The 24462-nt window shown below is 70.8% G+C and carries 24 protein-coding genes and 3 pseudogenes; 17 read left to right on the top strand and 10 right to left on the bottom strand.

What is annotated here, in order from left to right; genetic code table 11:
• Positions 1-142 precede the first annotated feature (142 nt).
• On the top strand, positions 143-928 hold the full coding sequence (locus ACIQGV_RS36070) for a DUF5995 family protein (protein WP_402502788.1): 786 nt from the start codon (positions 143-145) through the stop codon (positions 926-928).
• Positions 929-1134: 206 nt separating this feature from the next.
• Here ACIQGV_RS36070 and ACIQGV_RS36065 read toward each other — a convergent pair.
• Positions 1135-1778 (bottom strand): annotated as a pseudogene (locus ACIQGV_RS36065) (FAD-dependent oxidoreductase); the annotation flags it as partial.
• Positions 1779-1812: 34 nt separating this feature from the next.
• Positions 1813-2358, bottom strand: coding sequence for a peptidoglycan-binding protein (locus ACIQGV_RS36060; RefSeq protein WP_402502786.1), 546 nt, complete (start codon positions 2356-2358; stop codon positions 1813-1815).
• A 301-nt stretch (positions 2359-2659) separates the two neighbouring features.
• Between ACIQGV_RS36060 and ACIQGV_RS36055 the strand changes: the two genes are divergently transcribed.
• The 7 genes from ACIQGV_RS36055 (at position 2660) to ACIQGV_RS36025 (ending at position 7282) form a co-directional block, all read left to right on the top strand.
• A complete protein-coding gene (locus tag ACIQGV_RS36055) occupies positions 2660-3034 on the top strand; it encodes a peptidoglycan-binding protein (protein WP_402502784.1) in 375 nt (124 codons plus the stop codon).
• Between the two features lie 220 nt (positions 3035-3254).
• Complete coding sequence (locus tag ACIQGV_RS36050; protein WP_402502782.1) at positions 3255-4268, top strand: RNA polymerase subunit sigma-70; 1014 nt, start codon at positions 3255-3257, stop codon at positions 4266-4268.
• 359 nt (positions 4269-4627) lie between these two features.
• Positions 4628-5083: a DUF6069 family protein gene (locus ACIQGV_RS36045; RefSeq protein ID WP_402502778.1), complete on the top strand. Its 456-nt coding sequence runs from the start codon at positions 4628-4630 to the stop codon at positions 5081-5083.
• 190 nt (positions 5084-5273) lie between these two features.
• Positions 5274-5600 (top strand): hypothetical protein, encoded by a 327-nt coding sequence (locus ACIQGV_RS36040; protein WP_402502775.1) that lies wholly within the window; start codon positions 5274-5276, stop codon positions 5598-5600.
• A 307-nt stretch (positions 5601-5907) separates the two neighbouring features.
• Complete coding sequence (locus tag ACIQGV_RS36035; RefSeq protein WP_402502903.1) at positions 5908-6117, top strand: hypothetical protein; 210 nt, start codon at positions 5908-5910, stop codon at positions 6115-6117.
• Positions 6114-6845 carry a restriction endonuclease gene (locus tag ACIQGV_RS36030; protein WP_402502772.1) on the top strand — a complete coding sequence of 244 codons (732 nt, stop codon included), beginning with the start codon at positions 6114-6116 and terminating at the stop codon, positions 6843-6845. Before ACIQGV_RS36035 ends, ACIQGV_RS36030 begins: the two co-directional genes overlap by 4 nt.
• Before the next feature lie 221 nt (positions 6846-7066).
• Positions 7067-7282, top strand: a complete 216-nt coding sequence (locus tag ACIQGV_RS36025; protein WP_402502770.1) for a hypothetical protein — start codon at positions 7067-7069, stop codon at positions 7280-7282.
• Positions 7283-7642: 360 nt separating this feature from the next.
• On the opposite strand, the gene ACIQGV_RS36020 is transcribed toward ACIQGV_RS36025, so the two are convergent.
• Complete coding sequence (locus ACIQGV_RS36020) at positions 7643-9064, bottom strand: VCBS repeat-containing protein (protein WP_402502767.1); 1422 nt, start codon at positions 9062-9064, stop codon at positions 7643-7645.
• 267 nt (positions 9065-9331) lie between these two features.
• Between ACIQGV_RS36020 and ACIQGV_RS36015 the strand changes: the two genes are divergently transcribed.
• From ACIQGV_RS36015 to ACIQGV_RS36005, 3 genes are all read left to right on the top strand, one after another.
• Positions 9332-9634, top strand: coding sequence for a hypothetical protein (locus ACIQGV_RS36015; protein WP_402502765.1), 303 nt, complete (start codon positions 9332-9334; stop codon positions 9632-9634).
• Positions 9635-9759: 125 nt separating this feature from the next.
• Positions 9760-10596, top strand: a complete 837-nt coding sequence (locus ACIQGV_RS36010; RefSeq protein WP_402502761.1) for a DUF2182 domain-containing protein — start codon at positions 9760-9762, stop codon at positions 10594-10596.
• A gap of 114 nt (positions 10597-10710) precedes the next feature.
• A complete protein-coding gene (locus ACIQGV_RS36005; RefSeq protein WP_402502758.1) occupies positions 10711-11367 on the top strand; it encodes a DUF1326 domain-containing protein in 657 nt (218 codons plus the stop codon).
• A gap of 204 nt (positions 11368-11571) precedes the next feature.
• Here the strand turns inward: ACIQGV_RS36005 and ACIQGV_RS36000 are convergent.
• A pseudogene (locus ACIQGV_RS36000) lies at positions 11572-11932 on the bottom strand (NUDIX domain-containing protein); the annotation flags it as partial.
• Positions 11881-12042 carry a hypothetical protein gene (locus ACIQGV_RS35995; RefSeq protein WP_402502908.1) on the bottom strand — a complete coding sequence of 54 codons (162 nt, stop codon included), beginning with the start codon at positions 12040-12042 and terminating at the stop codon, positions 11881-11883. The gene ACIQGV_RS35995 and the pseudogene ACIQGV_RS36000, both read right to left, overlap by 52 nt.
• 177 nt (positions 12043-12219) lie before the next feature.
• Here ACIQGV_RS35995 and ACIQGV_RS35990 point away from each other — a divergent pair, with 177 nt between their 5' ends.
• From ACIQGV_RS35990 to ACIQGV_RS35975, 4 genes and pseudogenes are all read left to right on the top strand, one after another.
• On the top strand, positions 12220-12687 hold the full coding sequence (locus ACIQGV_RS35990; RefSeq protein ID WP_402502755.1) for a hypothetical protein: 468 nt from the start codon (positions 12220-12222) through the stop codon (positions 12685-12687).
• Positions 12684-12807: pseudogene (locus ACIQGV_RS35985) on the top strand (phosphotyrosine protein phosphatase); the annotation flags it as partial. The gene ACIQGV_RS35990 and the pseudogene ACIQGV_RS35985, both read left to right, overlap by 4 nt.
• A gap of 83 nt (positions 12808-12890) precedes the next feature.
• Positions 12891-13379, top strand: a complete 489-nt coding sequence (locus tag ACIQGV_RS35980; protein WP_402502901.1) for a GNAT family N-acetyltransferase — start codon at positions 12891-12893, stop codon at positions 13377-13379.
• 480 nt (positions 13380-13859) lie between these two features.
• Complete coding sequence (locus tag ACIQGV_RS35975; protein ID WP_402502753.1) at positions 13860-14510, top strand: hypothetical protein; 651 nt, start codon at positions 13860-13862, stop codon at positions 14508-14510.
• Between the two features lie 547 nt (positions 14511-15057).
• Here the strand turns inward: ACIQGV_RS35975 and ACIQGV_RS35970 are convergent.
• From ACIQGV_RS35970 to ACIQGV_RS35955, 4 genes are all read right to left on the bottom strand, one after another.
• A complete protein-coding gene (locus tag ACIQGV_RS35970) occupies positions 15058-15237 on the bottom strand; it encodes a hypothetical protein (protein WP_402502752.1) in 180 nt (59 codons plus the stop codon).
• 273 nt (positions 15238-15510) lie between these two features.
• Positions 15511-16671: a hypothetical protein gene (locus tag ACIQGV_RS35965; protein WP_402502750.1), complete on the bottom strand. Its 1161-nt coding sequence runs from the start codon at positions 16669-16671 to the stop codon at positions 15511-15513.
• Positions 16672-16987: 316 nt separating this feature from the next.
• The gene (locus ACIQGV_RS35960; protein WP_402502748.1) at positions 16988-17845 is read right to left on the bottom strand and encodes a hypothetical protein; all 858 of its coding nucleotides are present in this window, start codon (positions 17843-17845) and stop codon (positions 16988-16990) included.
• A gap of 273 nt (positions 17846-18118) precedes the next feature.
• Positions 18119-18313, bottom strand: coding sequence for a hypothetical protein (locus ACIQGV_RS35955; protein ID WP_402502746.1), 195 nt, complete (start codon positions 18311-18313; stop codon positions 18119-18121).
• Between the two features lie 262 nt (positions 18314-18575).
• Here ACIQGV_RS35955 and ACIQGV_RS35950 point away from each other — a divergent pair, with 262 nt between their 5' ends.
• Together ACIQGV_RS35950 and ACIQGV_RS35945 are read left to right on the top strand one after the other, a co-directional pair.
• On the top strand, positions 18576-20690 hold the full coding sequence (locus ACIQGV_RS35950; protein WP_402502744.1) for a hypothetical protein: 2115 nt from the start codon (positions 18576-18578) through the stop codon (positions 20688-20690).
• A 270-nt stretch (positions 20691-20960) separates the two neighbouring features.
• On the top strand, positions 20961-21482 hold the full coding sequence (locus ACIQGV_RS35945) for an ATP-binding protein (protein WP_402502742.1): 522 nt from the start codon (positions 20961-20963) through the stop codon (positions 21480-21482).
• Between the two features lie 107 nt (positions 21483-21589).
• Here the strand turns inward: ACIQGV_RS35945 and ACIQGV_RS35940 are convergent, their stop codons facing one another.
• Positions 21590-24097, bottom strand: coding sequence for a Helicase associated domain protein (locus tag ACIQGV_RS35940; RefSeq protein ID WP_402502739.1), 2508 nt, complete (start codon positions 24095-24097; stop codon positions 21590-21592).
• Positions 24098-24462 lie beyond the last annotated feature (365 nt).

Genomic DNA, 24462 nt, shown 5'->3' with positions numbered 1-24462 from the left:
CCGCCACCCGGAGCGCGAGACCGAACAGCAGGACCGCGGACCTCGGCACCGCGGACGTCGGCACCGCGGACGTCGGCACCGCGGACGTCGGGACGGTAGACGTCGGGACGGTAGACGTCAGGACCATGGAGGGGAGTCAGGCATGGCGGCAGAGAACATCGACGACGTGGTGGACGGGCTTGCCGGGATCGTCCGGGAGGCCCGCCGGACCGGCGACCGGGTCGGGTACTTCGCGGCGCTGTACCGGCAGGTGACCGTCGAGGTCCGCACGGCCATTCACGGCGGGCTGTTCGACGACGGCGCCCGGATGGACCGGTTCGACACGCTCTTCGGCAACCGCTACCTCGACGCGTACGACGCCTGGCGGCGTGACCGGAGCGGGCCGCGCTGCTGGCGCGAGACGTTCGGGTTGCTCGACGACTCCGACCACATCATCGTCCAGCACCTGGTCCTCGGCGTGAACGCGCACATCAACCTCGACCTGGCCGTCGCCGCCGCACGGACCGCCCCGGGCAAGGCCATCCACGGGTTACGGCGGGACTTTCTGCTGGTCGACGACATTCTCGCGCGGGTGGCGCTGGCGGTTCAGGACTCGGTCGGTGCCCTGTCGCCGTTCCTGTCCCTGCTGGACCGGGTCGGAGCCCGCACCGACGAACGGATCCTCGACTTCAGCATCCGTCAGTCCCGCGAGGAGGCGTGGTACAACGCGGTCCTGCTCGCGGGCCAGAATGAACAGGAGCGTGAGGCCACGATCGAGCGGCTCGACGTCCGGGCCACCGTGCTCGCCCGGCTGATCGCACGGCCGGGCGGTCTCGTCCGGCCGGCCCTGCAGCTGATCCGGAGCACCGAGAGCGATGACGTGCCGGCCGTCATCGCCCATCTGGACCACGCCGTGGAGCGGCCCTCCGCCCGGCGGGGGAGGGGATGAGGGGCGGGACGAGCTCCAGCGGGGGAGGGGATGAGGCCCGGCCACGGACCTGCTGTCGGGCCGGCGCCGAGGTCGACTCGGGGATGACCACGGCACCGGCTCCCGCACCGCGGTCACGCGCACGCGCCACCGGGGCTCGGGCGACGTCTGCCCCCGTCGTGCGCACGAAGGCTCGGCCGAGCGGGTGAAACGTCGCCCGCGGCGGCTCAGGACCGTTCCTCTGCGTCCTGCCGGTCCTGGGGAGCACCGGTGAAGAAGTCGACGAAGCCCTGGGGGGCGCTGTCGCCGAGGCAGAGGTCCAGGATCTCGCGGGCGTCGGCGTAGAAGCTCTCGCTGCGCGGGAACAGCGCCTTCTCGTAGGCGGTGAGGGCCGCCTCGATGTCGTCGGGGTGCTCGGCGATCGCCCTGGCGAGCTCGGCGCCGTCGAACATCGCCAGGTTCGCCCCGTCGCCGGACGGGGGCATCAGGTGGGCGGCGTCGCCGATGAGGGTCACACCGGGGACGCGGTCCCAGCGGTGTCCGTCCGGAAGGGTGTGGATCATGCGGGCGACCGGGGCGGTCTCGCCGTCGGTGATCAGGGCGGTGAGGTGCGGGGCCCAGCCCTCGAACTCGGCCGCGATCCGGGCGCGTACGGCGTCGGGGTCGCCGAAGTCGAGGGCGGCGACCCGTTCGGGGGACGGGCCGCGGTGAGCTCGCGGCCCCACCGGACGGTCCCGGCGGGCAGGGAGTCGAGCAGGATCCGGCGCAGATCGCCACGGAGCACTTCCGGGCGGGCGGCCGTGCCGTCGTCGGGGACGTCGAGCAGTATCGCGCCGCTGCGGCCGAGCACGCGAGCGGCCGGCAGGCCCTGTGACCTGCCGGCCGCTCGCCTTACGGGCTTCCCGTCAGGAACAGGCGTTCGCGCGCGTGTAGCTGGCGTCGATCTTGAGACCCGACGGCATCTGGAAGGAGTAGTGGCCGTCCTCCAGGCTGCGCCAGAAGGTGGTGCCCTGGGTCGTCGTGCCGCTCCAGTACTCGACACGTTCCACGTTCCACTCCTTCACGGGGCCCAGGAGGTTGCTTCCGGCACGGTGGAACGTCTTCGGACCGACGATCCCGTCGGCCGAGAGACTGAACTTGCGCTGCCAGTCCTTGGTGGCGTACTCGGTCGTGGGCCCGAACCGGCAGTCGACGTCGGCGGCGGTGAAGAGGGACCCGTCGGGGCGGTGCGCCTTGTCGGCCACCAGGATCAGCTGCCACATGGCGACGGCGTTGCTGTGCGAGTAGGACGTGCGGGAGAGGGTTCCTTCGTCGTCGAAGTCGTCCCACTGCTTGTCCCAGCCGTTCACGAAGCCCTGGGCGACGGCCGCCTGGGAGGACGTGGCGGCGGGCAGGACGGCGGCCAGGGCGAGCGCCATGGCGCCGAGAGTCGTGGTGAGGCGCAGGGACATGTGTTCCTCCTGGAACGGGGGCTCACGCTCATGAGGCAGTTGTCCCTCACGAACGTGAGCACGAGCGGACGGCGATGCGTCCATCCTTGGGCGGACGGCCTGTCCCAGGGAGAGTCCCGCTGTCTCTGGGAGTGCCACCGTCGTCCCTGGGAGAGCCCCCCTCCTGTCCCAGAGACGGCCTCCGCGGTCCCTGGGAGAGCCTCACCGTCCCAGGGACGACGGGCTCGTGGTGGGACGACGGGGGAGCGGCCTAGCGTGACGGCGATCGTTCTCATCGAATCGGTTGAACCCGGAGGAACCTGTGTCTTTCCACCCCTTGGTCAAGAAGGCCGCCCTGCTGGCGGCCTCCGTCACCGTCGCCGTCACGGGATCCGCGGGCATCGCGGGCGCCAGCACCAGCGCGCCCTACCTGCAGTACGGAAGCCGCGGCGAGGGCGTCAAGTGCGTGCAGATCGCGGTCAACTGGGCCAACGCCTTCCAGGTGGAACTCGCGGAGGACGGCATCTGGGGCAAGCAGACCCAGTACGCCGTGGTGGCCTTCCAGCGCTGGAAGCTGGGCGACTCCCAGGCCGACGGCATCGTCGGCCCCAACACCGGCGACAAGCTCATGGAGACCCTGCGGGAGTACAACGTGGCGACGGCGAACTACTGCTACCGGTACCTCCCCACCCACTGACACCACGGCCCGGACACGCCCGCGCCCCGCTTCCCCGCGCATTCTCCGGCGCAGGGAAGCGGGGCGCGGGCGTCGGTCTGCCCCATGTCCGCCTGCCCCGTGTCCACGGCCGGGCGCGGTGCCGACGGACCCCCTCGGCCGGCTCACCCCCGGTGATGAGTTTTCGCGCCTGTGCCCGTCACACCTACGACGGGACACGACGAGGCGGAAGGATGACGTGATGGGTGCGGACACGCGGCTGAAGGAGCTGGACGTGAGCGGTCCGGGCGGAAGCAGGCTGGACGAGGCCGACGAGCCGGCGTTCTCGGGACTGGCGGAGCGGCACCGGCGGGAGCTGCACGTGCACTGCTACCGGATGCTCGGATCGTTCGAGGACGCCGAGGACACCGTGCAGGAGACGTTCCTGCGTGCCTGGCGACGACGGGAGACCTTCGAAGGGCGGTCGACGTTCCGGGCCTGGCTGTACGGGATCGCCACCAACGCCTGCCTGGACCTGCTCGCCAAGCACCGCCCGGAGCCCGCGACCGGCGGCGAGGTGCTGTGGCTGCAGCCCTACCCGGACCGGCTGCTCGACGAGCTGCCCGCGGGCGACGCGGACGAGCCGGAGGCCGTCGCCGTCGCGCGGGAGACGATCGAGCTGGCGTACGTGGTCGCGGTCCAGCACCTCGCACCGCGCCCGCGGGCCGTGCTGATCCTGCGGGACGTGCTCGGCTGGCCGGCGAAGGACGTCGCGAAGCTCCTGGGAGACTCCGTCAACTCCGTGAACAGCGCGCTGCAGCGGGCCCGCGCCGGCATGCGGGAGCACCTGCCCGCCGAGCGGCAGGACTGGACCGGCAGCGAGCAGGACGCCGGGACGCGCGAGCTGGTGCGCCGCTACACGGACGCCAGCGTGGCCACGGACATCGACGAGCTCACCGCGATGCTGCGGGACGACGTCCGCTGCTCGATGCCGCCCACGCCGGGCCTGCACATCGGCCGGGACGCGGTCGTGAACGACTGGGCCGAGAGCGGCTTCGAGGGCATGAAGGGCCTGCGCGCCGTCCTCACCTGCGTGAACCGGCAGCCCGCCGCCGCCTTCTACCTCTGGCAGAAGCAGGAGGGCGCGTACCTCCCGCTGACGATCGACGTCCTGCGCGTCACCGGCGGGGCGATCACCGAGATCGTCACGTTCCACGACGACCGCTTCCCGTCGCTCGGGCTGCCGCAGCGCCTGCCGGCGGACGGCACGGAGTAGCCCCGGCGCGGACGCTCGCACTGCGCGGCGGCACGCATGCCGCGGTGATCACGGCCAGGGGGCGCGACGCGTTCGGCGCCGTCACCCGCGGGCGGGTGCAGGTGCAGGTGCGGGTGCGGCCGGGGCCGCACGACGGCGGGCCCGGACCGGCCCCCGGACGCGACACCGGGTCCCGGCTCCGCGGCACCGCCGTCCGCGCCCTGCTGCTCAGCCGGGCCGTCGTCGTACGGCGAGCAGGCCGTCGTCGTACGGCGAGGGCGCGCGTCGCCCCGCCCAGGACCAGAACCGCCACCTGCCGGTCGGCACCCCGCACGCCGGCCACCGGACAACGGAGGAACGGCATGAACAGCATGAACAGCATGAACAGCATGAATGACACCGCCGTCGCCGCAGGCCCGACCGCGGGCCCGACCGGCCGCACCCACCGGCTCCGCAGGCTCGTCGGCACCGGCTTCGTCGCCACACTCGCGGCGATGACGGCCACCACCCTCGCCGCGGCGCCGGCCCGGGCCGCCGGCGCCGACTTCGAGCTCCCCGACGGCGGCGAGACGATCCCGTTGTCCGGGTTCGCCGTGGTGACCGGCTTCTTCTCGGTCGTGGGCGTCGCCATCGCCGCCGCGCTTCTCCGGTGGAGCGCCCGCCCCGCCGAGCGGTTCGTGCGGACGGCGGTGTCGCTGACCGCGATCTCGCTGGTCCCGCCCCTCCTCTCCGGGGCGAACCCCGCCACCATCACCGCCCTGATCGGGCTGCACCTCGTCCCTGCGACGGTGATGATCCCCGCCCTGGCGCGGAGCCTGCGCACCCGGACCGACTGACGATCCGCAGCGGACAGCAGTGTGCGGCGCAAGGGCGTGTGCGAGGGCACCGAGCCGGCCTCCGGTGCTCCGTCCTCCCCGCCGGGGTGTCCACGGAGGAATCCCGGCGAGCGCTACGATGCCGGGCCGACCAGAAGGCCGGCGTGATCACGGCGTACTGCCGCAACCGGCGGGGAAACGGATGTCCGGCATGGGTCATGACGCGAACGCTCCTGAACCCGACGGCGAACAGGCGGCCGCGAACCGACTGCTGACCGTCCTCCGCGCCCTCATCACCCCGTATGCGTCGTACCAGCCGCTGTGCATCGGCGCGATCGTCACCGGCGACGACCGCATGCGCCTCTACCTCCGTACACCTGAGCGCGACCGCACGTACGGTGTGGACGTCGTGATCAGTCATACGGGGCCGGGCCTGATGGGCGCCCTGGGCTCGCCCCCTTTCCTGGCGAACGAGCACCTGCATCAGCCGTCCGACGATCCGCACTGCGACGTGATCGTGGACCTCACCGACTACTGAGCGCCGCCGGCGTCACACCTCGGCGCGGCACCGACGGCCTGCTGAACCGACGGTGCCGGCCCAGCGCCTTCTCCTCGACGGCCTGACAGGCGTCGCCGCGCAGGCCGTCCATCTGCGCCCCGAACGAGGCGACCCGACTTCACCCATGGCTGATCCGCAGCGCACCGTATTCGGCCAGCTCCGATGGCTTTGTGCCATTCGTCTGCAATCCACCTCCAACATCAACAAGGCGCCGCTACACAAGAAGCGGGGGGCGGCGTGCTGCCGTCTCCCGTCGACGGCCGATCGTTGGGGGAGGTCTGGACGGTTGCTGACCATCAATGTGGCCGTGCTGCTCGCAGTCGTCGTCTTCTTCCGGCTGCGCCGCCGTACGCAGGCCCGCAGCCGGAACGAGGAGAGGACCACGGCGGTCATCATCCTGGCGCTGGGCGTTCTGATCGCTCCCACCCCGGTCGGCCAGGGAATCCTGAGCATCCTGGGACAGCTCGCGAGCGGCGTCACGCAGGCCGCCCGGTGAGCCCCCGCCCGCGCAAAGGCCGGACGACGCCGGCCAGGCGGCCACCGGCACGGCGGCGCACGCGCAGGCCGGGCAGGCGACGACAGCGGGCCGACGACCGGCTGATCGGCCTCCTGGCGGCTGCTTTCTTCGCCGTCGCCCTGGTGGTGACCGTCGTCGACTGGCTGCTGGCCCACTGGTGGATCCTCGCCGTCGTCGGAGGGCTCGGGGTACTGGCCGGGGGCGGCCGGCTGCACAGCAAGAAACAGCGGGCACGGTGGGAAGCGGTCCGCGCGCAGGGCCTGCGCTACGGCCTGTCCCAACTGGACGCCCTCCATCACTCCCGGTTCGAGGACGCGGTGCGCGACCTGATGCGGCGGGACGGCTGCCCGGACGCGGTCCGCGTCGGGGGCGGCGGCGACCTCGGCGCCGACGTGAAAGCCACCGACCCCTACGGGCGGCGCTGGGTGATCCAGTGCAAACACCGGCGCAACGGCCTCGCCGGCTCCGCCGTGGGCACACCGGACCTCCAGGTCCTCAACGGCACCGCCCGCCAGGTCCACGGCGCCGATGTCGCGGTCATCGTGACGAACGGACGGGTCACCCGGCCCGCCGTGGCCTTCGCCGAGCAGCAGCGCCTCCACGTGGTCGACCGCCACACCCTCGGAGTCTGGGCATCCGGCTCACGCCCCCTGTGGGAACTGCTCCGCGCCGTCCCTCCACCGCGCAAGCCGACAGCCCGCTCCTGAGCCGCCCACGACCGCTCCTGAGCCGCCCACGACCGCTCCTGAGCCGCCCACGACCGCTCTGCCGCCCACGACCGCTCTGTCGTCCCCTGCCTTCGACAGGTCCCGGTCCCGTCACCGCAACGCCGTCGAGCGGTGGGTGAACAAGTGGAGGCAGTTCCGTCTTGTCACCCCCTCGTCCTGCCGCTTGTCGACTCCCGGGTCAGAGGCGCAGACTCCCTGCCATGAGCACCACACGCCGTCTTCTCGGCACCGGCCCCGCAACCCCGGCTCCCCCCGCCCCGACGCAGGGACCGGCCCGGCTCCTGCCCGCCGAGCGGGCCGCCGCCGGGGAGCACCAGGAGCACGACGACCCTCACGCGCAAGCGGCCCGCGGGCCGGTCCCCGAGCGCCGACCCCTGGGCGTTCCCACGGGGAACACCGGCGAGCAGGTGCCGTAGACCGTTCGCGCCGAGCGGGGGACGGGACCGGCGGCCCGGGAGTCCGGCCCGGAGCCGCGACGCTCTCGGAGAACCGGTCACGGCCGGGCCCGCGACCGTTCGGTGCGCACGGGCATGTCCGGTGCACACGGGCGCACGGGCATGTCCGGTGCACACGGGCACACGCATGCGCATGGGAAGGGCGGCGCCCGGAAGGTCCGGGCGGCCAGGAAAGCCCGGAAGGTCCCGGGCGAGGGGTCTCGGACGGCGCTGCCGAAGGAGCGGCACCTGCCGGTGCGCGAGCCGCAGTCGAAGAGGGGACCGAGACCGAGGGGGCCGGCGTTCTCGACGCCGCCCCCCTTCACGTCCGCCCGCTCCGGATCAGGTGATGACCCAGAACAGCCCGAAGCCGCCCAGCCAGCCCTCGTACCGCTGCGGCATGCCGAGCGAGTCCAGGGTGAAGACGCGGCTGCCGGTGCCGGTCGGGCGGGACGCGCCGCCCGGCAGCATGAACACCGCGCCGTTGTGGCGGTTCTCGCAGGCCGCGCCGATGAACAGCTCCGGCCTGCCGTCCCGGTCCACGTCCCCGGCGGACACCGTGGTGCCGAAGCAGTCCGTGGTCTCGTTGACGCTGGGGACACCGGGGGTGTTCTGGTGGAAGGAGTACCCGCCCGCACCGAGCGGGCCGGTCCGGCGGCCCGGGATCACGGTGACCATGCCGGTCCGGCTGACCTCGCCGACGCTCTCGTGCGGCGCTCCGACGATGATCTCGGCGGCGCCGTCACGGTTGAGGTCGGCCACCGCGACGGCGGCACCGAAGATGTCGCCCTTCTCGCCGGTGCCGGGCACCCCCTCCGTGTCCTGGCTGATCACCTCGGGCGCCGCGTCGGCGGCGATACCGCTCGCCGAGCCGCGCCACACCAGCACACGGCCGCCCAGCTCGCCGTCGACACCTGGGGTCCAGGGCGTCAGCGGGTCGCCGGCCACCAGGTCGGTGTAGCCGTCGCCGTTGACGTCACCGGTGGCGGCGATGAACCCGTTGCCCTTATCCAGCACCGTCCCGGCAGGGGCGCCGGTCTGGTTCACCCGGACCTCGCTGCCGGTCAGGGCGCGCTGGCGCGAGCTGAAGTCGACCTGGTCGGGCATGCCGTCGCGGTTGAAGTCACCGAGTGCCACCGAGCCGGCCATGGGTGACCGCTCGCTCGGGCCCCACGTGACCGGGCCGTAGGTGCCGGAGCTGCTGAAGGGGCCTTTGAAGACCACGGTGGTGTGCTCCGACGCCACCATGACCTGGGCCTTCCCGCCCGGTCCCGCGCTGACGGCCGCCACGTCCTCGCCGTAGAGGCTGATGTACGACAGCGGTTTGGGCAGCAGGGTGCCCTTGCGCAGGCCGTTCCTGCTGCCCCACATGACGGTGACGGTTCCTGTGGCGTGGCCGCCCCTGGGAGCGCCGATGACCAGGTCGGCGAATCCGTCGCGGTTCAGGTCGGCCGTGGCGGTGGACTGGCCGAAGCTGGATCCTTTGGCGACCTGCACCGGAACGCCGGGCGACGCCTCGGTGATCACCTGACGCCGGCCGCCGGCCGACACCCCGTTCGCGGAGCCGTACAGGATGACGACGGCACCCCCACGCGTGTTGCTGCCGATGTTCGCGCTCGGTACCGGCAGCACCGCGTCCCGGTACCCGTCACCGTCGAAGTCGCCCGGCACGGCTCCGTGCACGGCCGCCGCGGGACCGGCCGGCGCCAGTGTCCCCGCGACCAGGCCGGCGGCAACCAGCGCGGCCGCCCCCCATCTGCCCATGTGCGTGTCCCCTTCCCCATGGCGTGCCCGGGGCCCCGGCTTCCAGGCCGTCGGGCGTCCCGCCCTCACACGTGGGACCGGTCACGGCGCCAGGAGGTTGTACGCCGGGAACCCGCTTCCGTGAGGAACACCGGACGCGCGCCCCAGGAGCGCACAGAGCCGCACGACGGCGGCACAAGGCGCGGGCGTGATGCCACGACGCGCGGATCGCCCCTGCGCGGCCGATGCTGGAAGCCAGCCCCACATCGTGCCGAGGAGGCGCCGACGATGAGATTCGTTCAGATCATCGAGTACAGGACCAGCCGCATCGACGAGTTCAACGCCCTGCTGGACACCTGGGTCGAGAAGAACGAGGGCAGCCGCCTGGCCACGCGGGCACTGCAGGCACGCGACCGCGACACGGAGAACGTCTACATGAACATCGTGGAGTTCCCCTCCTACGAGCAGGCCATGGACAACTCCAACCGCCCCGAGACGGCCGAGTTCGCCGCCCAGGCCGCAGCCCTGTGCGACGGACCTCCCGTCTTCCGCAACCTCGACCTCCTGAACGAGCGGACCTTCGAGGACTGAGCCCGCCGAAACCCTCAGCCGCCATCGGCACCGCCCGCCGGGTGGTGCGGTGACCGGGCCCGGCGACCTGTGGCGGTGCGGCGAGGGGCGTGCTGTCCTGGAGATGTACGCAGGGGAGCGCACCGATGCGGCACCTCCGGAATTCCACCCCCGGCTCCGTCCGGCAGCCCGCCCCCACCCAAGCGGGCGGGGGACTGCTGCCGGCGCGGGAACTCGCGGTCGCCTGGTCACTGGTCGTCCTGATCGCCGTACCCGCCTGGGTCCTGACCGTCGGACAGGCCCGGGACATGGGGGTCGAGCCCGGCACGATGGGGTTGGCGCTCCCGCTGTTCCTGCTGCTCTGGGTCACGATGATGGCGGCCATGATGCTGCCGTCCATGGCGCCGGTGGCCCTCACCTGGGTACGGGGGATCGGGCGGCGATCGTCCGGATGGAGCCGGGCAGGACGCACCCTGGAGTTCGTGGCCGGGTACCTGCTGGTGTGGACAGCCTTCGGGCTGCTCGCCTACGCGGCTCTCCACCTCACCGGCAACCTGGTGGACGACCACCCCACGGCGGGACGCTGGATCGGCGCGGCGGCCTTCCTGCTGGCGGGCCTCTACCAGCTGGGCCCCCTCAAGAACGTCTGTCTGCGGCACTGCCGCGACCCCATGAGCCAGCTGGTGCGCTACGCCGGGTTCCACCAGCCGGCCCGCGATCTACGGGTGGGCATCCACCACGGCGGCTACTGCGTCGGCTGCTGCGCCGGACTGATGGTCGTCCTCGTCCCCCTCGGCGTGATGAACGTGGCGGCGATGGCCGGGCTGGCGACAGTGATCTTCGTGGAGAAGCTGTGGTCACGAGGGCCGCTGCTCGCCCGGACGGTGGGCGTCGTCTTCCTCGTCCTCGCCGTGCTGGCCCCGTTCCAGAACTGGCTGCTGCCGGGACTCCAGGAAACAGCGCCCTCGATGGACGGCATGTGAGCACCTGCGGCAAGCTGGAAGGAAGAGGCCGCCTCGCGATCCGCGCGCGGGCTCGGGACACGCGGTCTCGCCACTCCGAAGAAGCTCCCTCGGGCTCGACGGGAGGGAAGCGAGATGACGGAACAGAGCACCACCACAACCCGCTGGCATCTGGCCGGCGACTGGTTCGACGTGTGCAAATGCGCCATACCGTGCCCCTGCACGTTCGCGCAGCTCCCGACCTACGGCGACTGCGAAGGCGTGCTGGTCTGGCACATCCGTGAGGGCAACTACGGCGACGTACGGCTCGACGGTCTCAACGTCCTGATGCTGGGTGCCTTCGTGGGCAATGTCTGGGCCGGCGAGCACACCGACGCCTACGCCGCGGTCTTCCTCGACGAACGCGCCGACGACCGGCAGCGCGCCGCGCTCGGGGCGGTCTTCGGCGGTGAGGCGGGCGGCTGGCCGGCACAGTTCGGGGAGATGCTCCAGCCCGAGATGCGCGGCATGGACATCGCGCCGATCCATGTGGAGGTCGACGAGGACCTCGCCACCTGGCGAGCCGAGATTCCCGGCCGGGTCACGGCCACCGCCGAGGCGCTCACCGGCCCGACGACACCGCAAGGCACCCGCGTCCAGGTCCACAACGCCCCGGGCGCCGAGGTCGGACCGGGCCAGGTCGCCACCTGGGGACGGGCCACCGCCGACCACGCCGACGCGTTCGGCTTCTCCTGGGAACGCTCGGGAAAGTCGAGCAAGTACTTCCCCTTCGACTGGACAGGACCCGGCTGAACACACGGATCATGAGCGCAGGGACCGGAACCCGACCCGAAGACCCACCGACCGATAAGCGCGACTGAGGAAGCCCACGGCTCCGACCGGCTCAGACGCCGTGGCCCTCTGCCGTTCCCGGCCGGTGAAGAAGGCGCAGCGGGACCTGTCCCGCAAGCAGAGAGGCATCGGTGCCGCGGTACGAATCGGCCTCATCTCGCCTGGTCAGCCGAGGTACGGCCGCTTGCGGTTCTCCAGGAGGTGCCGAAGTCGTAGCCGCTGTGTGGTGCATGGGCAGCTCGGCCGGCTCATCTGCCGGAACGAATCGCAGCTCCGTGGATTCGCGGGAGACCGCGAGTTTCCCGCCGGCCATGCGCGCGGTGAAGCAGACGTTGAACTGTCTTCGCACCTCACCGTCCGTATAGGCGATGACGTGGCGAGGGTCGGTGTATGTTCCCACGAGCCCGATGATCTCTACGTCCAGGCCCGTTTCTTCCTTCACTTCGCGGACGGCGGTCCCCGGTAGCGAGTCGGTCATCTCCATGCCGCCGCCGGGCAGGGCCCAAAGGCCGTTGTCCCGTCGACCAGCACATACAGCAGCCCCACGAGTGACCCGCTGCTCACGATCTCCCGGCGGTCGATCATGCCGCGCACCTCGGACAGCGGAATCCACTCGACGCGGTCGGACTCGTTCATCTCCGTGGGCGGCCCGGCGCAGATCAGAGACTTGACCGGTCCGGGACGCCGGCCCGTCCCCTCCAGCACTTCGCGGGCCGCCGCGTCTGAAGGAGCGCCCATCCCGGCCGGCCGCGATCACCGCCCGCACCGCCGCGCGGGACGGGCGCACCCGCCGCCCCGCCGGCGAGCCGGACCATGCGTGGTCGGGTCTGGTCGGGGTGCTGTACGGCTGTTCTCGGAGGCCGGTCAGCTGCCGCAGGCGCATCCGGCGGCGGTCTTCGCCTCGGCGGGGGTCTGGGCGGGGTCGGCGGCCTGGTCTGGCTGGTCTTCGGCCTCGCCCGCACCGGCCGCCCGCACCTGGCGCCGCTGCTGGTCGCCTCCTGCATCGGGGCGGCGTACTGGTTCACCTCCTCCACCTCCTTCGCCAACCCGGCCGTCACGATCGGCCGGACGTTCACCGACACCTTCGCCGGTATCGCCCCCGCCTCCCTCCCGCCGTTCCTCGCCGCCCAACTCGTGGGCGCCGCCACCGGCCTGGCCCTGGCCGCCGTCTGCTTCGGCCGCCCGGCCGCCGTGAACGAGGACGACACCGCCGTTCCCCACGGCGGGCAGCAGCCCGTCACCCCTCCCCGTCCCACCGAAGAAGGCGTCCCGACCCGATGAGCACCTCCGCCGAACCCTCCGTGCTGTTCGTCTGCGTCCACAACGCCGGACGCTCCCAGATGGGCGCCGCCTTCCTCACCCACCTCGGCGCAGGCCGTGTGCAGGTCCGCTCGGCCGATCCGCGACGAGATCGAGCGCCGTGTCCGCGGCCTGCTCGCCGAACTCGGCATCGAGGCGGCGGCGTGAGCTCCCCCGTGCCCGGCATGCGGATCACACCGATGCGGCCCGAGCACACCGCGCAGGTCCTGGAGATCTACCAGCGGGGCATCGACGAGGGCGACGCCACCTTCGAGACCACCGCCCCGACCTGGGAAGCGTTCGACGCCGCCAAGCTGCCCGACCACCGCCTGGCCGCCCTCGACGCCGACGGCCGGGTCCTGGGCTGGGCCGCCGTGGTCCCGGTCTCCGACCGGTGCGCGTACGCCGGCGTCGTCGAGCACTCCGTCTACGTCCACCCCGACGCCCGCGGCCGCGGCGTGGGCCTGGCCCTGCTGACCGCCCTGCTCGCCTCCACCGACGCCGCCGGGATCTGGACGGTGCAGTCCGGCATCTTCCCGGAGAACACCGCCGGCCTCTCCCTGCACCAGAAGGCAGGGTTCCGCATCATCGGCACCCGCGAGCGCATCGGCCGCCACCACGGCACATGGCGCGACGTCGTCCTCGTCGAACACCGCAGCCCCACCGTCGACTGAGCCTCACGGCCGGCACTTCTCGCAGGAAGCCGGCCACGGACAGGCTGCGGGTTGCGTGGAGGGCGCTGACGCGGTTCTCGACTCCCTCCGGGCCGAATCCGGCTCGGCCGAACCTCTGGCGGACCACTGGCCGCCCCGTCGGCAGGACATCACAGACCCCGGAGGTGACCGGTGCGGACAGCCCTCGGCCAGGGTGCCGGGATGCTGGAGAAGGCGAGTGCCGAGGTCCTGGCCGAGCGCGAGCGCACGGCAGCCCGGGTGCGGGACGAACTGGTGGCCGCCGGGTTGCCGGTCGTCCCGCCAGGGCCCGATCCGGAACCGAACCCCTACCAGGCTGAGGCGCCTGGCTGCAGGCCGTGCTGCCCGCTTGTCTCGTCTCGCTGACGTCTGCTCACGTCTCATCGAAGCTGAGCGAGTACCCGTGCTCACTTGAGTAGTTGTACTCAGGTGGAGGCGGTGGCTTGATCGCAGACTTGGCGCATGAGACGAACCCCGGCCCCGACCGACACGATCACCTGCTGCCCGCGCCGCCTGCGGCCCGTGCTCGCGATGACGGCTCTCGCCGCGCTGACGCTCACCGCCTGCGGTGCCGGGACGACAGGTGCCGAGAAGCTGAGCGCCGGCGGACCGCAGAGCACGCCCGCTGCAACCGTCGGGGCCCGGTCCGGCGCGGCCTTCACGGAGATGCTGGGCGAGGTCGCGCGGTCGTGTCCTTCGATCGCGCCGCCCGAGGCGCCGCCGGCCGGTCCGGCACGGACGCTGCCGGCCGGGCAGACGCCGCCGGACGACGCGATCGAGCCGGTCGTGCCCACCGCGGGGCCGGAGGTGGAGCTGAACGCCCGCGACTGGTGCGCGGGCAGCCTCCACGAGGAGCGCATCGCCCGGGCGCTGTGGGATCTGGCGGACCCCACCCCCGCGAAGGTCAGGACGGTCCTGCACGACCTCGGCTACGTCGACGAGCGCATCCACGGCCTGCGGCGGTCGGGGACGGCCACGCGGTTCTTCCTCGACCTGCGCGAGAAGGGCGGACGGCTCTGCCTGGACGGCTCGGCGGCCGGCGAACAGACCGTCGTCGACAAGTGCGTGGCCCCCGCGACCGGCCCGTTCAAAGCCGGAGAGCGGAAAGAATGACGACCGGCTTCGTCGGGTGTCTCCAACTGTTCCGCGGGATGAGCGGCTCGTTCAAGAGCAGTGCGGACGCTTGAGCAGCTTGATCCTGTTGCCGTCTGGCCAGGCTCCGCACGTCGGGGCTGTGGCCGCACCTCCGTCGACATCCCGGTCTCCGCCATGCCGAGTCCGGGGTTGCGCCAGGTCGGACCGCACGGGCAAGGCGTACTGGTGAGCTCACGCGTCCACCAGGTGAAGAGAGTGGTCGATCGGCCTCCGCGGCCGGGCTCGCCCGGAGACAACGTCTCCTGCGGTATCCCCTGAACCATCTCCTGACGCATCTCCTGACGCATCTCCTGGACGAGCCTCCGGGCCGTTCCCCTGACGCCGCAGGTCCCACGGTGATTCGGGCGTGGCCGGGGTCGGACATCCCCCTCGGAGCACCCCACGACCACCTCACCCGGAGAAGAAGGCGGGTGGGACATGGGGAGCGCGCCGGGGGGATCGGGGCTGGCCTTTCTTGGCTCGCGCTCGGCGGGGCCTCGCGCGGGCTCCGCTGCCGCCCTTCGGGTCAGCGTGCCGCTGCCAGAGCGAGGGCCAGGACGGCGGCCAGGGCGGAGACGGTGGCGACGGCGGCGGTGACGGGGCCGTTGAGGGCGGGGCGGCGGTGCACGGCGTAGAAGACACCGCCGACGAGGAGAGCGCCGACCAGGACGGCGAGAGTGATGACGACCGCGTAGAGCGCAGGCATGGGTGGTTCCTCTTCGATGTCGGGCACGTGGCGGGGCCACGTGCAGCCGGGGCGCGGAGGCCGCACTGGGACCGCTCCGGCCGGCCGGAGCGGTTTGTGGCGGCTGCTCTCAACGCTCCGGGCCGGTGCCGGGTTGCCGGAAGAGGGGCGAGAACAGGCAAGGCCCGCAATGTTCCCCACCGCATGAGACGGCGGGCGTTGCGGCGGCGGGCAACCTGCAAAGAGAAGAGGCGCTGTCCCGGCCCGGCCGGGACAGCGCCATGTGACCCAGGGTCACACCCAGGTCGCGAAGCCCTGCTCCGAGTAGATGTCCGAATGGGCCGGCGGGAAGAACCCGCGGTTGTCCAAGGCCAGTATCGCGCCCAGCAAGGCCGAGAAGCCGAGGACAGCGGCCGCCAGCGCGGCCCAGCCCGCCCCTGCGCTGCCCCTGAGCGCATCGACCACAGCCCAGTCCAGTTCAGCAGCCGCCTCGGGGTGCATGACAGTGGCCAGCCCGACCAGAGCACCCGCAACCATGACGACGAAACCCGCACTGCCCAGGGCGAGGGGCCCGGAGGTCGACTCCCGGCGGGCCGTCTTCTTCCCGGGGGCAGGCGTCCCGACGACCTCGGCACGCGCCTTCTCCGCCGCCAGGGCCTGCTCGGTGACCGCGATCGCCTCGGCCAGCACCGCCTCCTCCCGCTCATGCCGGCACGGCTCCTCCCGCAACGCAGCCACCACCGAGTACGCCTCGTCGAGCGCACCGCGCAGCGCCTCGATCGTGGAATGCGCGTCGACCAGCTCCCCGCGCAGGGCCTCGATCGTCGCCTGATCCACCCGGCGTCCGTGGCGCTCGGCGGCGAGCTGCCGGGTCCGCTCACTGATCCTGGTCTGCGCTGCGGCCAGATCCGCAGCCCATTCCTGCTCCCGCTCCTGCGCTGCGGCCAGGCCCGCGGCGCGTTCCCGCTCGCACCGTTCCAGTTTGCTTTTCAGACGGGCCACCTCGTGCGCGTGCTGCTTCGCCTGCTGCGCCATGTGCACGCGAAGGTCCTCCAGCGCCCGGAGTGCTTCTCGGCAGCGGATCTCTGTGGCTGCGGCCCGGTCGGCGGCCACGTAGTCGGCGTGCCGGGCCGCATCGATCGTGGCCAGCGCCTCCATGTACAGCTTCCCGGTCCGCTCACGCACCTCGTCGCTGACCTTGCACGCTGCCAGGACGACGTCGACGAACTCGCGGCTGGGCATGCGGGTGCTGCCGTTGCCGTCCACGGCGTTCAGCCCCCGCGACAGCCACGTCTCGCTCTTGCCCCCGCACGCCGCGGCAGCCTTCTTCTGCGTGTCGAAGGCTTGTTTCACCAGCGCCCGCATGTGCGTGCACCAGATCTCCAGCTGCGGCGTCCGGCCCTTGCCTGCCGGCTGCGCCGGCTCTCGGTCCCCCTGTTGCCCTTCATCTCCCATCGCTCCCCCACGCTCGTGATCGATTGCCCCTCCAGGCAACTCCTTGGTCGTCGCCCACACGGTAGGCGGGAGAGAGGACGACTGTGAGGACACCGGCGAGTAGCCGTCCCGAAGAGCCAGGATCAGGCGCCCGATCCCCGGACACGAGACCTCTCACGCATCCGCACCCCCCGGAACCCGGCCGCACGCCCCCTCGTACGGTGCAGCACCGGCCTGCCCGGCACCGTACGTACGGACGACGCCGTCAGGCGCCCCTCCACGGGACCGTCCGCCGGATGGCCGACGACCGGGTCGAGAGGTTCTTTCCAGCTGGGTGTCAGCTGCTGAGGTCGAACACTTCCCACGTGGTGAACGGTTCGGCCTGGACGTAGATCCTGCTTCCCCGGCCGACCACGCGTCGTCGGCCGGGAAGAGGGCCGTCGTGCAAGGTGAGCACGCCGACGTCCGTCGGCTCGACGGATGTCTCGGTCAGCTCTGCGTGAGCGAGTCGGTCCCGTTCCTCGCCGTAGCCGCCGTAGAAGGCGACCCGCTCACCGTGGACGGCCACCGCACGGGCGCCCCGTACGCGGTTCGCCCACACCCTCACGGGCCGGTCGGGGCGCAGCTCGACGAGCGGGAAGTCCGTGTACGGGCACGCCCATGCGGCGGTGCCCGACACGTTCAGGGCGTAGCAGTCGAACAGACCGGGGATGGGGGCGCCGTCCGACGTCCAGACGAGCCGGCCCGTGGCGCTCCAGCGGCGGATTCCGGCCGGGTTCTCGTCGAAATGCCCGACCCAGACGTGACCGGCCCCGTCCACGAGCAGGTGCTCGATGGCGTCCCCGACGGAGAAGGACGAGGTCTCGCGGCCGAGCGTGTCGAAGACCTGGACCTGGTCGGCGTCCTCGTAGCGGCGGGTGCGAGACGCGGCGACGACGAACCCGCCGTCGGGCAGGCGGTCCAGGTGCGGCCAGCGGGCCCGCACGGCGCTCAGCTCGGTGAGTTCGACGGTGCCGCCCGGATGGACGGAGACGACCAGGGCGTCGAAGGGCAGGACATCACCGCCGGGCTGCGGAGCGCGCTCGGCAAGGAGCCAGTGGGCGGCACCGGAGACGTCGACGGTACTGGCCAGGACATGGCAGTCATGGTGCGCTCGGGGGAGGTGGGCGTGGGGGACGAGGGCGGTCTTGTGCACGGGCGGGCTCTCCTGGGTGGACGGTCACGGCCATCGGGCGCTGAGGTGAGCGACGGCCGGCGGCGCACGAGCGGCGGAGAGGGGAGCGGGGCGCCTAGACGGCATGGCCCTTTCTGGTCGTCATGAGGTGATCATCGTCGACGTCCGACCTCGTGGACAAACCATTTCGGCGCGCCGTCCCCGTCGGCTGAATGGTGCGAGAGCGTGGACCCGACCGTACTCCCAGTACTACCGAGACCACCTCTCTGCGGAGGGTGTGCCGAGCTGAGCGCCCTAGGGCAGAAGCTGGGTCCAGTGGCCGGCAGTGCCGATGAGGCCGCTGATGCTGGCGGTCCAAGTGAGCAGGGGCAGAGAGAGGGCGAGGTGGAGGTGGCGTCCGGCGTGGACGCGCAGTCCCTGCCGACCGAGGTGGAGCTGCCAGGCAGAGGCGTCGGACGCTGCGGGCGTGGTGGTCTTGTGCTTGCTCATGGATGCTCTTCCTTCTCGTTCCACCCCGCCTGCTGCGCGCCTGGTTCGGCCCGAGTGCGGGGTGCTGTTCCCTCCATCTCAGTGCCCCCGGCGGGCTGGTTTCCAGGAATGCGCAGCGAACTCGTCGAGCGGTGAATGCGCAGGTCAGGGCGGGATGACCGGCGAAGGAGAGGAAAGTTTTGTGATGCGGTGATTTCTTCGGATTCCTTCGCGGACTGTCGTTAGACTTCGGTGATCGGCGTGCGAGTGTCCGGGGGGATCAGTGCCGCAGGAGTTCCCGGCGGCCGCCGGAGAAGACGACCCGATCGCACGGTTCGACACCACCCGTGAGGCGTTCGCCGCAGCGCTGCGGGATCTGCACATCCAGTGCGGAAAGCCGAAGCAGAGCGTGCTCGTCCAAGCCGCGAACCGCAGTGCTGCCGCGAAGAGCAACGACCGGTTCCGTCTGCATCCCGGCACTCTGTCGCAGGTGCTGAGCGGGAAGAAGACACCCACCCACGACTTCCTGTCCGCGCTGATCCTTCAACTCGTCCAGGCACGGCCGACGGTCGGTGAGTACAACCAGGTGTGGCCGGCGTGGGACAGGCGCTGGCAGGGCCTGATGCGTCTGAAGGGCGAGGCCGATCGTGCCCGGCAGAGGAACGATGCCGCGCAGCAGGCGGCCGAAGCCGAAGCCTATGCGCGGGCCGCGGCCCTGGAAGCATCCGCCCGTGCCGCAGAGGATGCGGAGGCGGTCCGCGCTGCGGCTGCCGAGGAAGCGGCCCGGATCATCGCCGACGCCCGCCAGAAGGCACAGACACTCACGGACGAGGCCGCCAGGATCCTGGCCGAAGCCCACGAACAGGCTGAACGAGCCCGCATCGAAGCATCCGCCGAGGCCCGCGAGGACGCCACCCGCATCATCGCCGACGCGCGCAGGGAAGCCGAGTCGATCATCAGTGCGGCCTCGGACGAGGCCGCCGGATCGATGGCCGGGGCCCGGGAGGAAACCCAGACAGCGCGCGCCGACGCCGCCAGGCACGTGGACGACGCCCACGAGCGGGTCGAGACGGTCCGGGCTCTTGCCGCGGATGAGACGGCCAAGCCGGCAGCCGGTGACAGTGGGCGGACAGAACCTGCTGATGCTGCTGCTCCTGAGCAGGAGCACCGCGACGCTGCGCCTTACAAACAGGATCCCGGTGCTTCTCGTTACGACTTCACCCCGCTCGTCGACAGTCGGGCCGGAGGTGTATCCGGTGTCGTCTTTGAGGCCCCAGCCCCTGCTGATGCTGCTGGTGAGGGCGAGCGCGCATCGGCTGGCGTCGGCGAGAAGGACGAGCGTACTCCTGGCGTCGGCTCTGATTTCGCCCCGAGGGACCTCCTGAGAGACGCCTGGAGAGAGTTGCAGGAGTGGGGTGAGGTCCGGCCGGAAGTCCCGAGCGCCGAGGTCCACGAGGAGTCTGCCGTGCCGTACGTACCGGCCGGTCGCCCCGCGCGGTTGGACACAGTGCTGTTCCGTTGGATGCGTACATCGCGGAGCAGTTGGGGATTCCAGCCGGTGGCGTATTCCGTGGACGAAGGCCGGGCGCAGGATCTGCGGGAGCGCTTGGCGCCGCTGATGCGAGGCGATGACGGGCGCAGCGGAACACCGAGCGTTGTCCGGTACATACTCGACTCCGGCGAAGCCGCAGTCATCCACCGCATGCCCACGGCAGACCAGGTCGGGCGGCCTTGTACGATCGCGCGCGCCGTGATCGGCCCCGCCGGTGTGCTCTCAGCAAGCCGAGTCGCCTTGCTGGACTACCCCGACCCGGCCTTGCTCGAGAGCCTCTCCGGGTCGGTCCAGGAGTGCTCCGTGGAGCGGCTGTTTCGGGTACAGCACAACCAGGCACGGTACATCGAGCAGATCCCGCTGATCCGCCAGCAACTGGAGGTGGTCACAGCACAACTGCTGAGAACATCGAAGCGAAGGCTGTCCATTCGGCGGCCGGCGAACATCCATACCCTCGCCCCGATGGACGTGGACTTCGGACACCTGCTGATCTGGGGGTTGTGCACCATGCTGGAAAGGGTCGTAGGGGAGGGCTTTTTCACTTACGCCAGCTACGACATGCAGGACTCGCTCGGGCTGAGACTGGTCTGCGTGCCCCAGTGGACGGTGTCGGCCCAGGGCGATGGCAGCCTTGTACGTATCGACCCCGGCGACATCACCCAGGACGGGTACCACCAGCTTGCCTGCGAACTGGTACGCATGTTCCTCGAGAACCCCGACCGTCCGGAAGAGATCCTCGGAGCGCTGGGCCTGAACCTTGATCTTGGCTTGCCACGCACTCCGCAGCAGCGTCTCGAGGAATTCACGAGCGTCCTGTGGAGAGCACGTCGGCGCCGGAAAACATGACGCAGCGATCGGAAAAGGGCGATTCAGGTTGCTCCCGAGCAGAGATGGATCGTACTGCGGGAGGTCTCACAGACCACCAACCTCAAGCTCCGCCGAGCCGAGACTCGGTAGCTGTCATCAGCAGAAATCGGGGGAGCTGCCAGAAGGGGTCGGTCGAAGCATCCTGGTTGTCACAGGCGAGGCATCCGACTGGCCACACAGCCTCATCCAGCGGCCCTGCTGCCACCAGAAGCTGCCCCTTGCGGCCCGCACGACGCTAGCGTCAGGTGCATGATCGTATGGCTCAACGGCACCCACGGCGCAGGCAAGACGACGACCAGCGCGCTCGTGCAGCTGATCCCGGATTCACGGGTGTTCGACGCCGAGAAGGTCGGCGAGACACTCATGGACATCACACCGGGGCTACCCGCGACGGACAACTTCCAGCACTGGCCGCCGTGGCGGCCCCTCGTGGTCGAGACCGCCCGACACGTCCTCGACTACACCGGCGGCACCCTGGTGATTCCCATGACGGTCCTGGTCGAACAGTACTGGCGCGAGATCAGCTCCGGCCTCGCCCAGCACGCCGTTCCCCTGCGGCACTTCGTCCTCCATGCCGACCAGGACACCCTCCGAGGGCGCATCGCAGGTGACACCGTCCTCGGCCCCAACTCCCCGTTCCGTCTCCGATACCTTGAGCCCTACGCCGAGGCGGCCCGCACATGGCTGCACGCCGAGGCCGAAGTCGTCGACACCACGCACCTCACACCCGCCCAGGCCGCCCAGCAGATCGCGGACGCCGTCAAGAACTGAGAGAACGACCTTTTGGCGCCGAACCCCGAAGGTGACAACAACACCCATGTGACAACCATCGCGCCTCGGCTCACGATGCGCCTCGCGTCCACCGCTCCGTCCGACCCTCACCACCTCATGTCGAGGGCGTCGAGGTCTGCGCGTCGTTGTGGGGTGAGTGTGTTGGCTCGTCGGCGTGTGTTGTCGAGCCAGCCGCCGAGTTTGACCTCCACCCCGTCTTCCAGGCGTTCGACATGTTTGCGGGGTACGACGAGGTGCCCCTCACGGGCGTGAAATCGGCGTGCGGCGGCGAGGTTGGCGGCCCACCGGTCACCCAGACTCCGCCGCTGGGGCTGTTCCTGCGGTTCGGCCGGTTCCAGCCCGAGGGTGGCTTGGAGGAGCCACTGCTGGGCGGGCAGGAGCTTGTCCCACCCCAGCCGCTGGGCTTTCACCCACGCGCCGAGGTCTTCTCCCTGGACGATGACCTCGCCCGCAGAGCAGGGGAGGGGGCTTCCCGCCTCCAAGTGGGCGCGGACGAGGCGAAAAGCGCGCTGCCAGCCGGTGTCCCACCCGATGGGGCACCAGGACGCATCGAGGTCTTCCAGGGCCGTGATCCGGCTGTCGGGAAGCTCTCCGGCACAGGACACGGCTTCGCCCGCGGCACGCCGCTCCGCGTTCTGCCGGGCCTTCTTCGCCGCCGCCCGCTGGTTCTTGATCCATACCCCGATGGGGTAACCGTCCCAGACGGCGTTGGTGGGCGGGAGCAGGTGCCCGTGCACGGCCGCGTAGGACCGCGCGACGGCAAGCCCTTCCTCCCACGCCACATCATGGTGGGACCACACCATCCCCAGTGCCTCGAGCTGCTTCACCCGCGCGGCCTCAAGGGTCTCGGCGTTGTAGTAGCGGCGCAGATCCGCCAGCCACACCCCGAGCGGGAACCCTGCGACACCGGCCCAGCCGTGGGGAGTCTTGTAGCCATAGGGCACGCGCAGCTGCTCGCTGCCGGTCTCACGCAGCCACCGGGTGGCGGCCTGGATCCCGCGCCGCCAGTAGGTGTTCTCCGGGTCGATGACCCGCAACCGCACGAACTGCGCGATCACCACAGGGTCACGTTCCTCACTGAACCGCAAAAGCCCCGCCGCGCCAGCACTCGCCGCAACGCCTCCTCCCTCGCCCACGGACAGCTCGTCTTCCTGCCCCTGCTCCTCGTTCTCGCCGGCCTCGCTGTCCTCAGGGTGTCTGTATCGGCGTCCGGTGCGGGGGCGGGGGTCGGCGAGGGCCTCGATGGTGTCGGTGTCGTGTGCCCGCAGGGCTCCGAGGACCTTCGTGAGGGTGCTGTAAGCGTTTGAAGTGAGCATTTCGCCAGGTTCCTCGCCCGGTGCGAGGAAAACCGGAACGACCAGAGTGGCGATCTTCCCGTGCCCCGGCCGGATACGGAGCGCCCGCCCCACCATCTGCACGATGTCGACCATCGAGCCACGCGCATCACAAAATGTCACAGCATCACATTCAGCGGTATCGACACCCTCGCCGAGAACTTTCACCGAACTGAGAACCCGCAACGCGGCAGGAACATCTGAAAGGCCGTCGGAGCTGTCGGTGATGAAGTCGGAGGCGAACTCGTCGAGCACCTGGCGTCTGCGTCCGGCCGGGTGCTCCCCGTACAGCCACTGCGCCCACACCTGCTCCGCCGGCGGAAACACCTCCGGGTCCTCGGCGTGCAGCCGTGCCGCGACCCCGGGCACGCCCGCAGCCATCGCCTCAGCCTCGGCGACGCGGCTGTGGAACGTCAGCACACGCCGCAGCCGCTCCTCCGCCGCCGCGGTCAGCAGTCCCGTCTGCAGCGCGGCCAGCCGCGCCCCGCGTACAGAGTCCGAGGCGGCCGAGCCCACCGCCGTGGCCGTGTACAGCTCCGGGTCACGAATATCGAGACAGACAACCTGGTACGGCGCCACCAGTCCGCGCTGGATGGCCTCGGACAGCTTCAGCTTGTACGCCACCGGCCCGAACACGGGGCTGTCCTCGTCCATGCTGGCCACCAGCCGCGGCTCCACGTGACCGTCGGCTTCCCACACCCGGGCGGTCGCGGTCATGTACAGCCTGCGCACCGCCGGCACCCGCGCCTGGTCGTGCACGGCTGCCCACGGCCGCCCCGCATCCCCACTGGTGCGGTGCGCCTCGTCGACGACCATCAGGTCCCACACACCCAGGCCGGCCTCGTGGGCACGCTGCAGGATGCCCAGCCCGACGGCCGCATACGTCGCGAACACCGTTACGTTCTCCAAGCCCCGCACCCAGTCGGTGAGTTCGCCGGGGTCGGTGGTGCAGGGAATCCCGTCGCTGTCTTCGGCACGCAGCGAGCACACTCCGACCATCGCACCGCGTCGGCCGCCCTGACGCCAGGCAGCAGCCATCTGCGTCAGCAGATCGAGTGTCGGCACCAGCACCAGCACACGCCGCGCGGACAACCGCCGCGCCGACTCTACGGCGATCAGAGTCTTTCCGGATCCGGTCGCGGCGATTACCTGCGCACGTAGTCCTTCAGGAGAGATGTTTCCGCCAGGGGGATTCTGCAGATGACGCACAACCCCATCCACCGCCTCCACTTGATGGGGCCTCAACTCCATCCTGACCATTTCGGAGTTCCTCCACACTCAATCCGGAATCCAGGCGGCGACACATATCACAGCGCTACTTCACACTCTGCCGCAAGCTGCTGAAACTCTGACGTCGCCGGTACGCCCTGGTAGTGCTGTAGCCCAAATTCTAGCCCAGAAATACAATGACGCACTCTTCTTCCGACTCCAGATTCCCCGTCAAACAGGAACAAGGAGCCGCCCCTCCCGACACCCCACCCCTCCCATACGGACAGCCCCTGACGCGCGCGGAGCGTGCGTCAGATTCCGTACCGGGCTGCGGAGCAGACCAGTACGGAACCGATCCGGCGTCAGCCGGATCGCCGGACCACGGAGTGGTCCGGCAGGCGGGACGGAGTCCCGCC

It is taken from the genome of Streptomyces sp. NPDC093094, assembly GCF_044754345.1.
Classification (GTDB): domain Bacteria; phylum Actinomycetota; class Actinomycetes; order Streptomycetales; family Streptomycetaceae; genus Streptomyces.
This window is presented reverse-complemented; position numbering and strand designations above follow the sequence as displayed.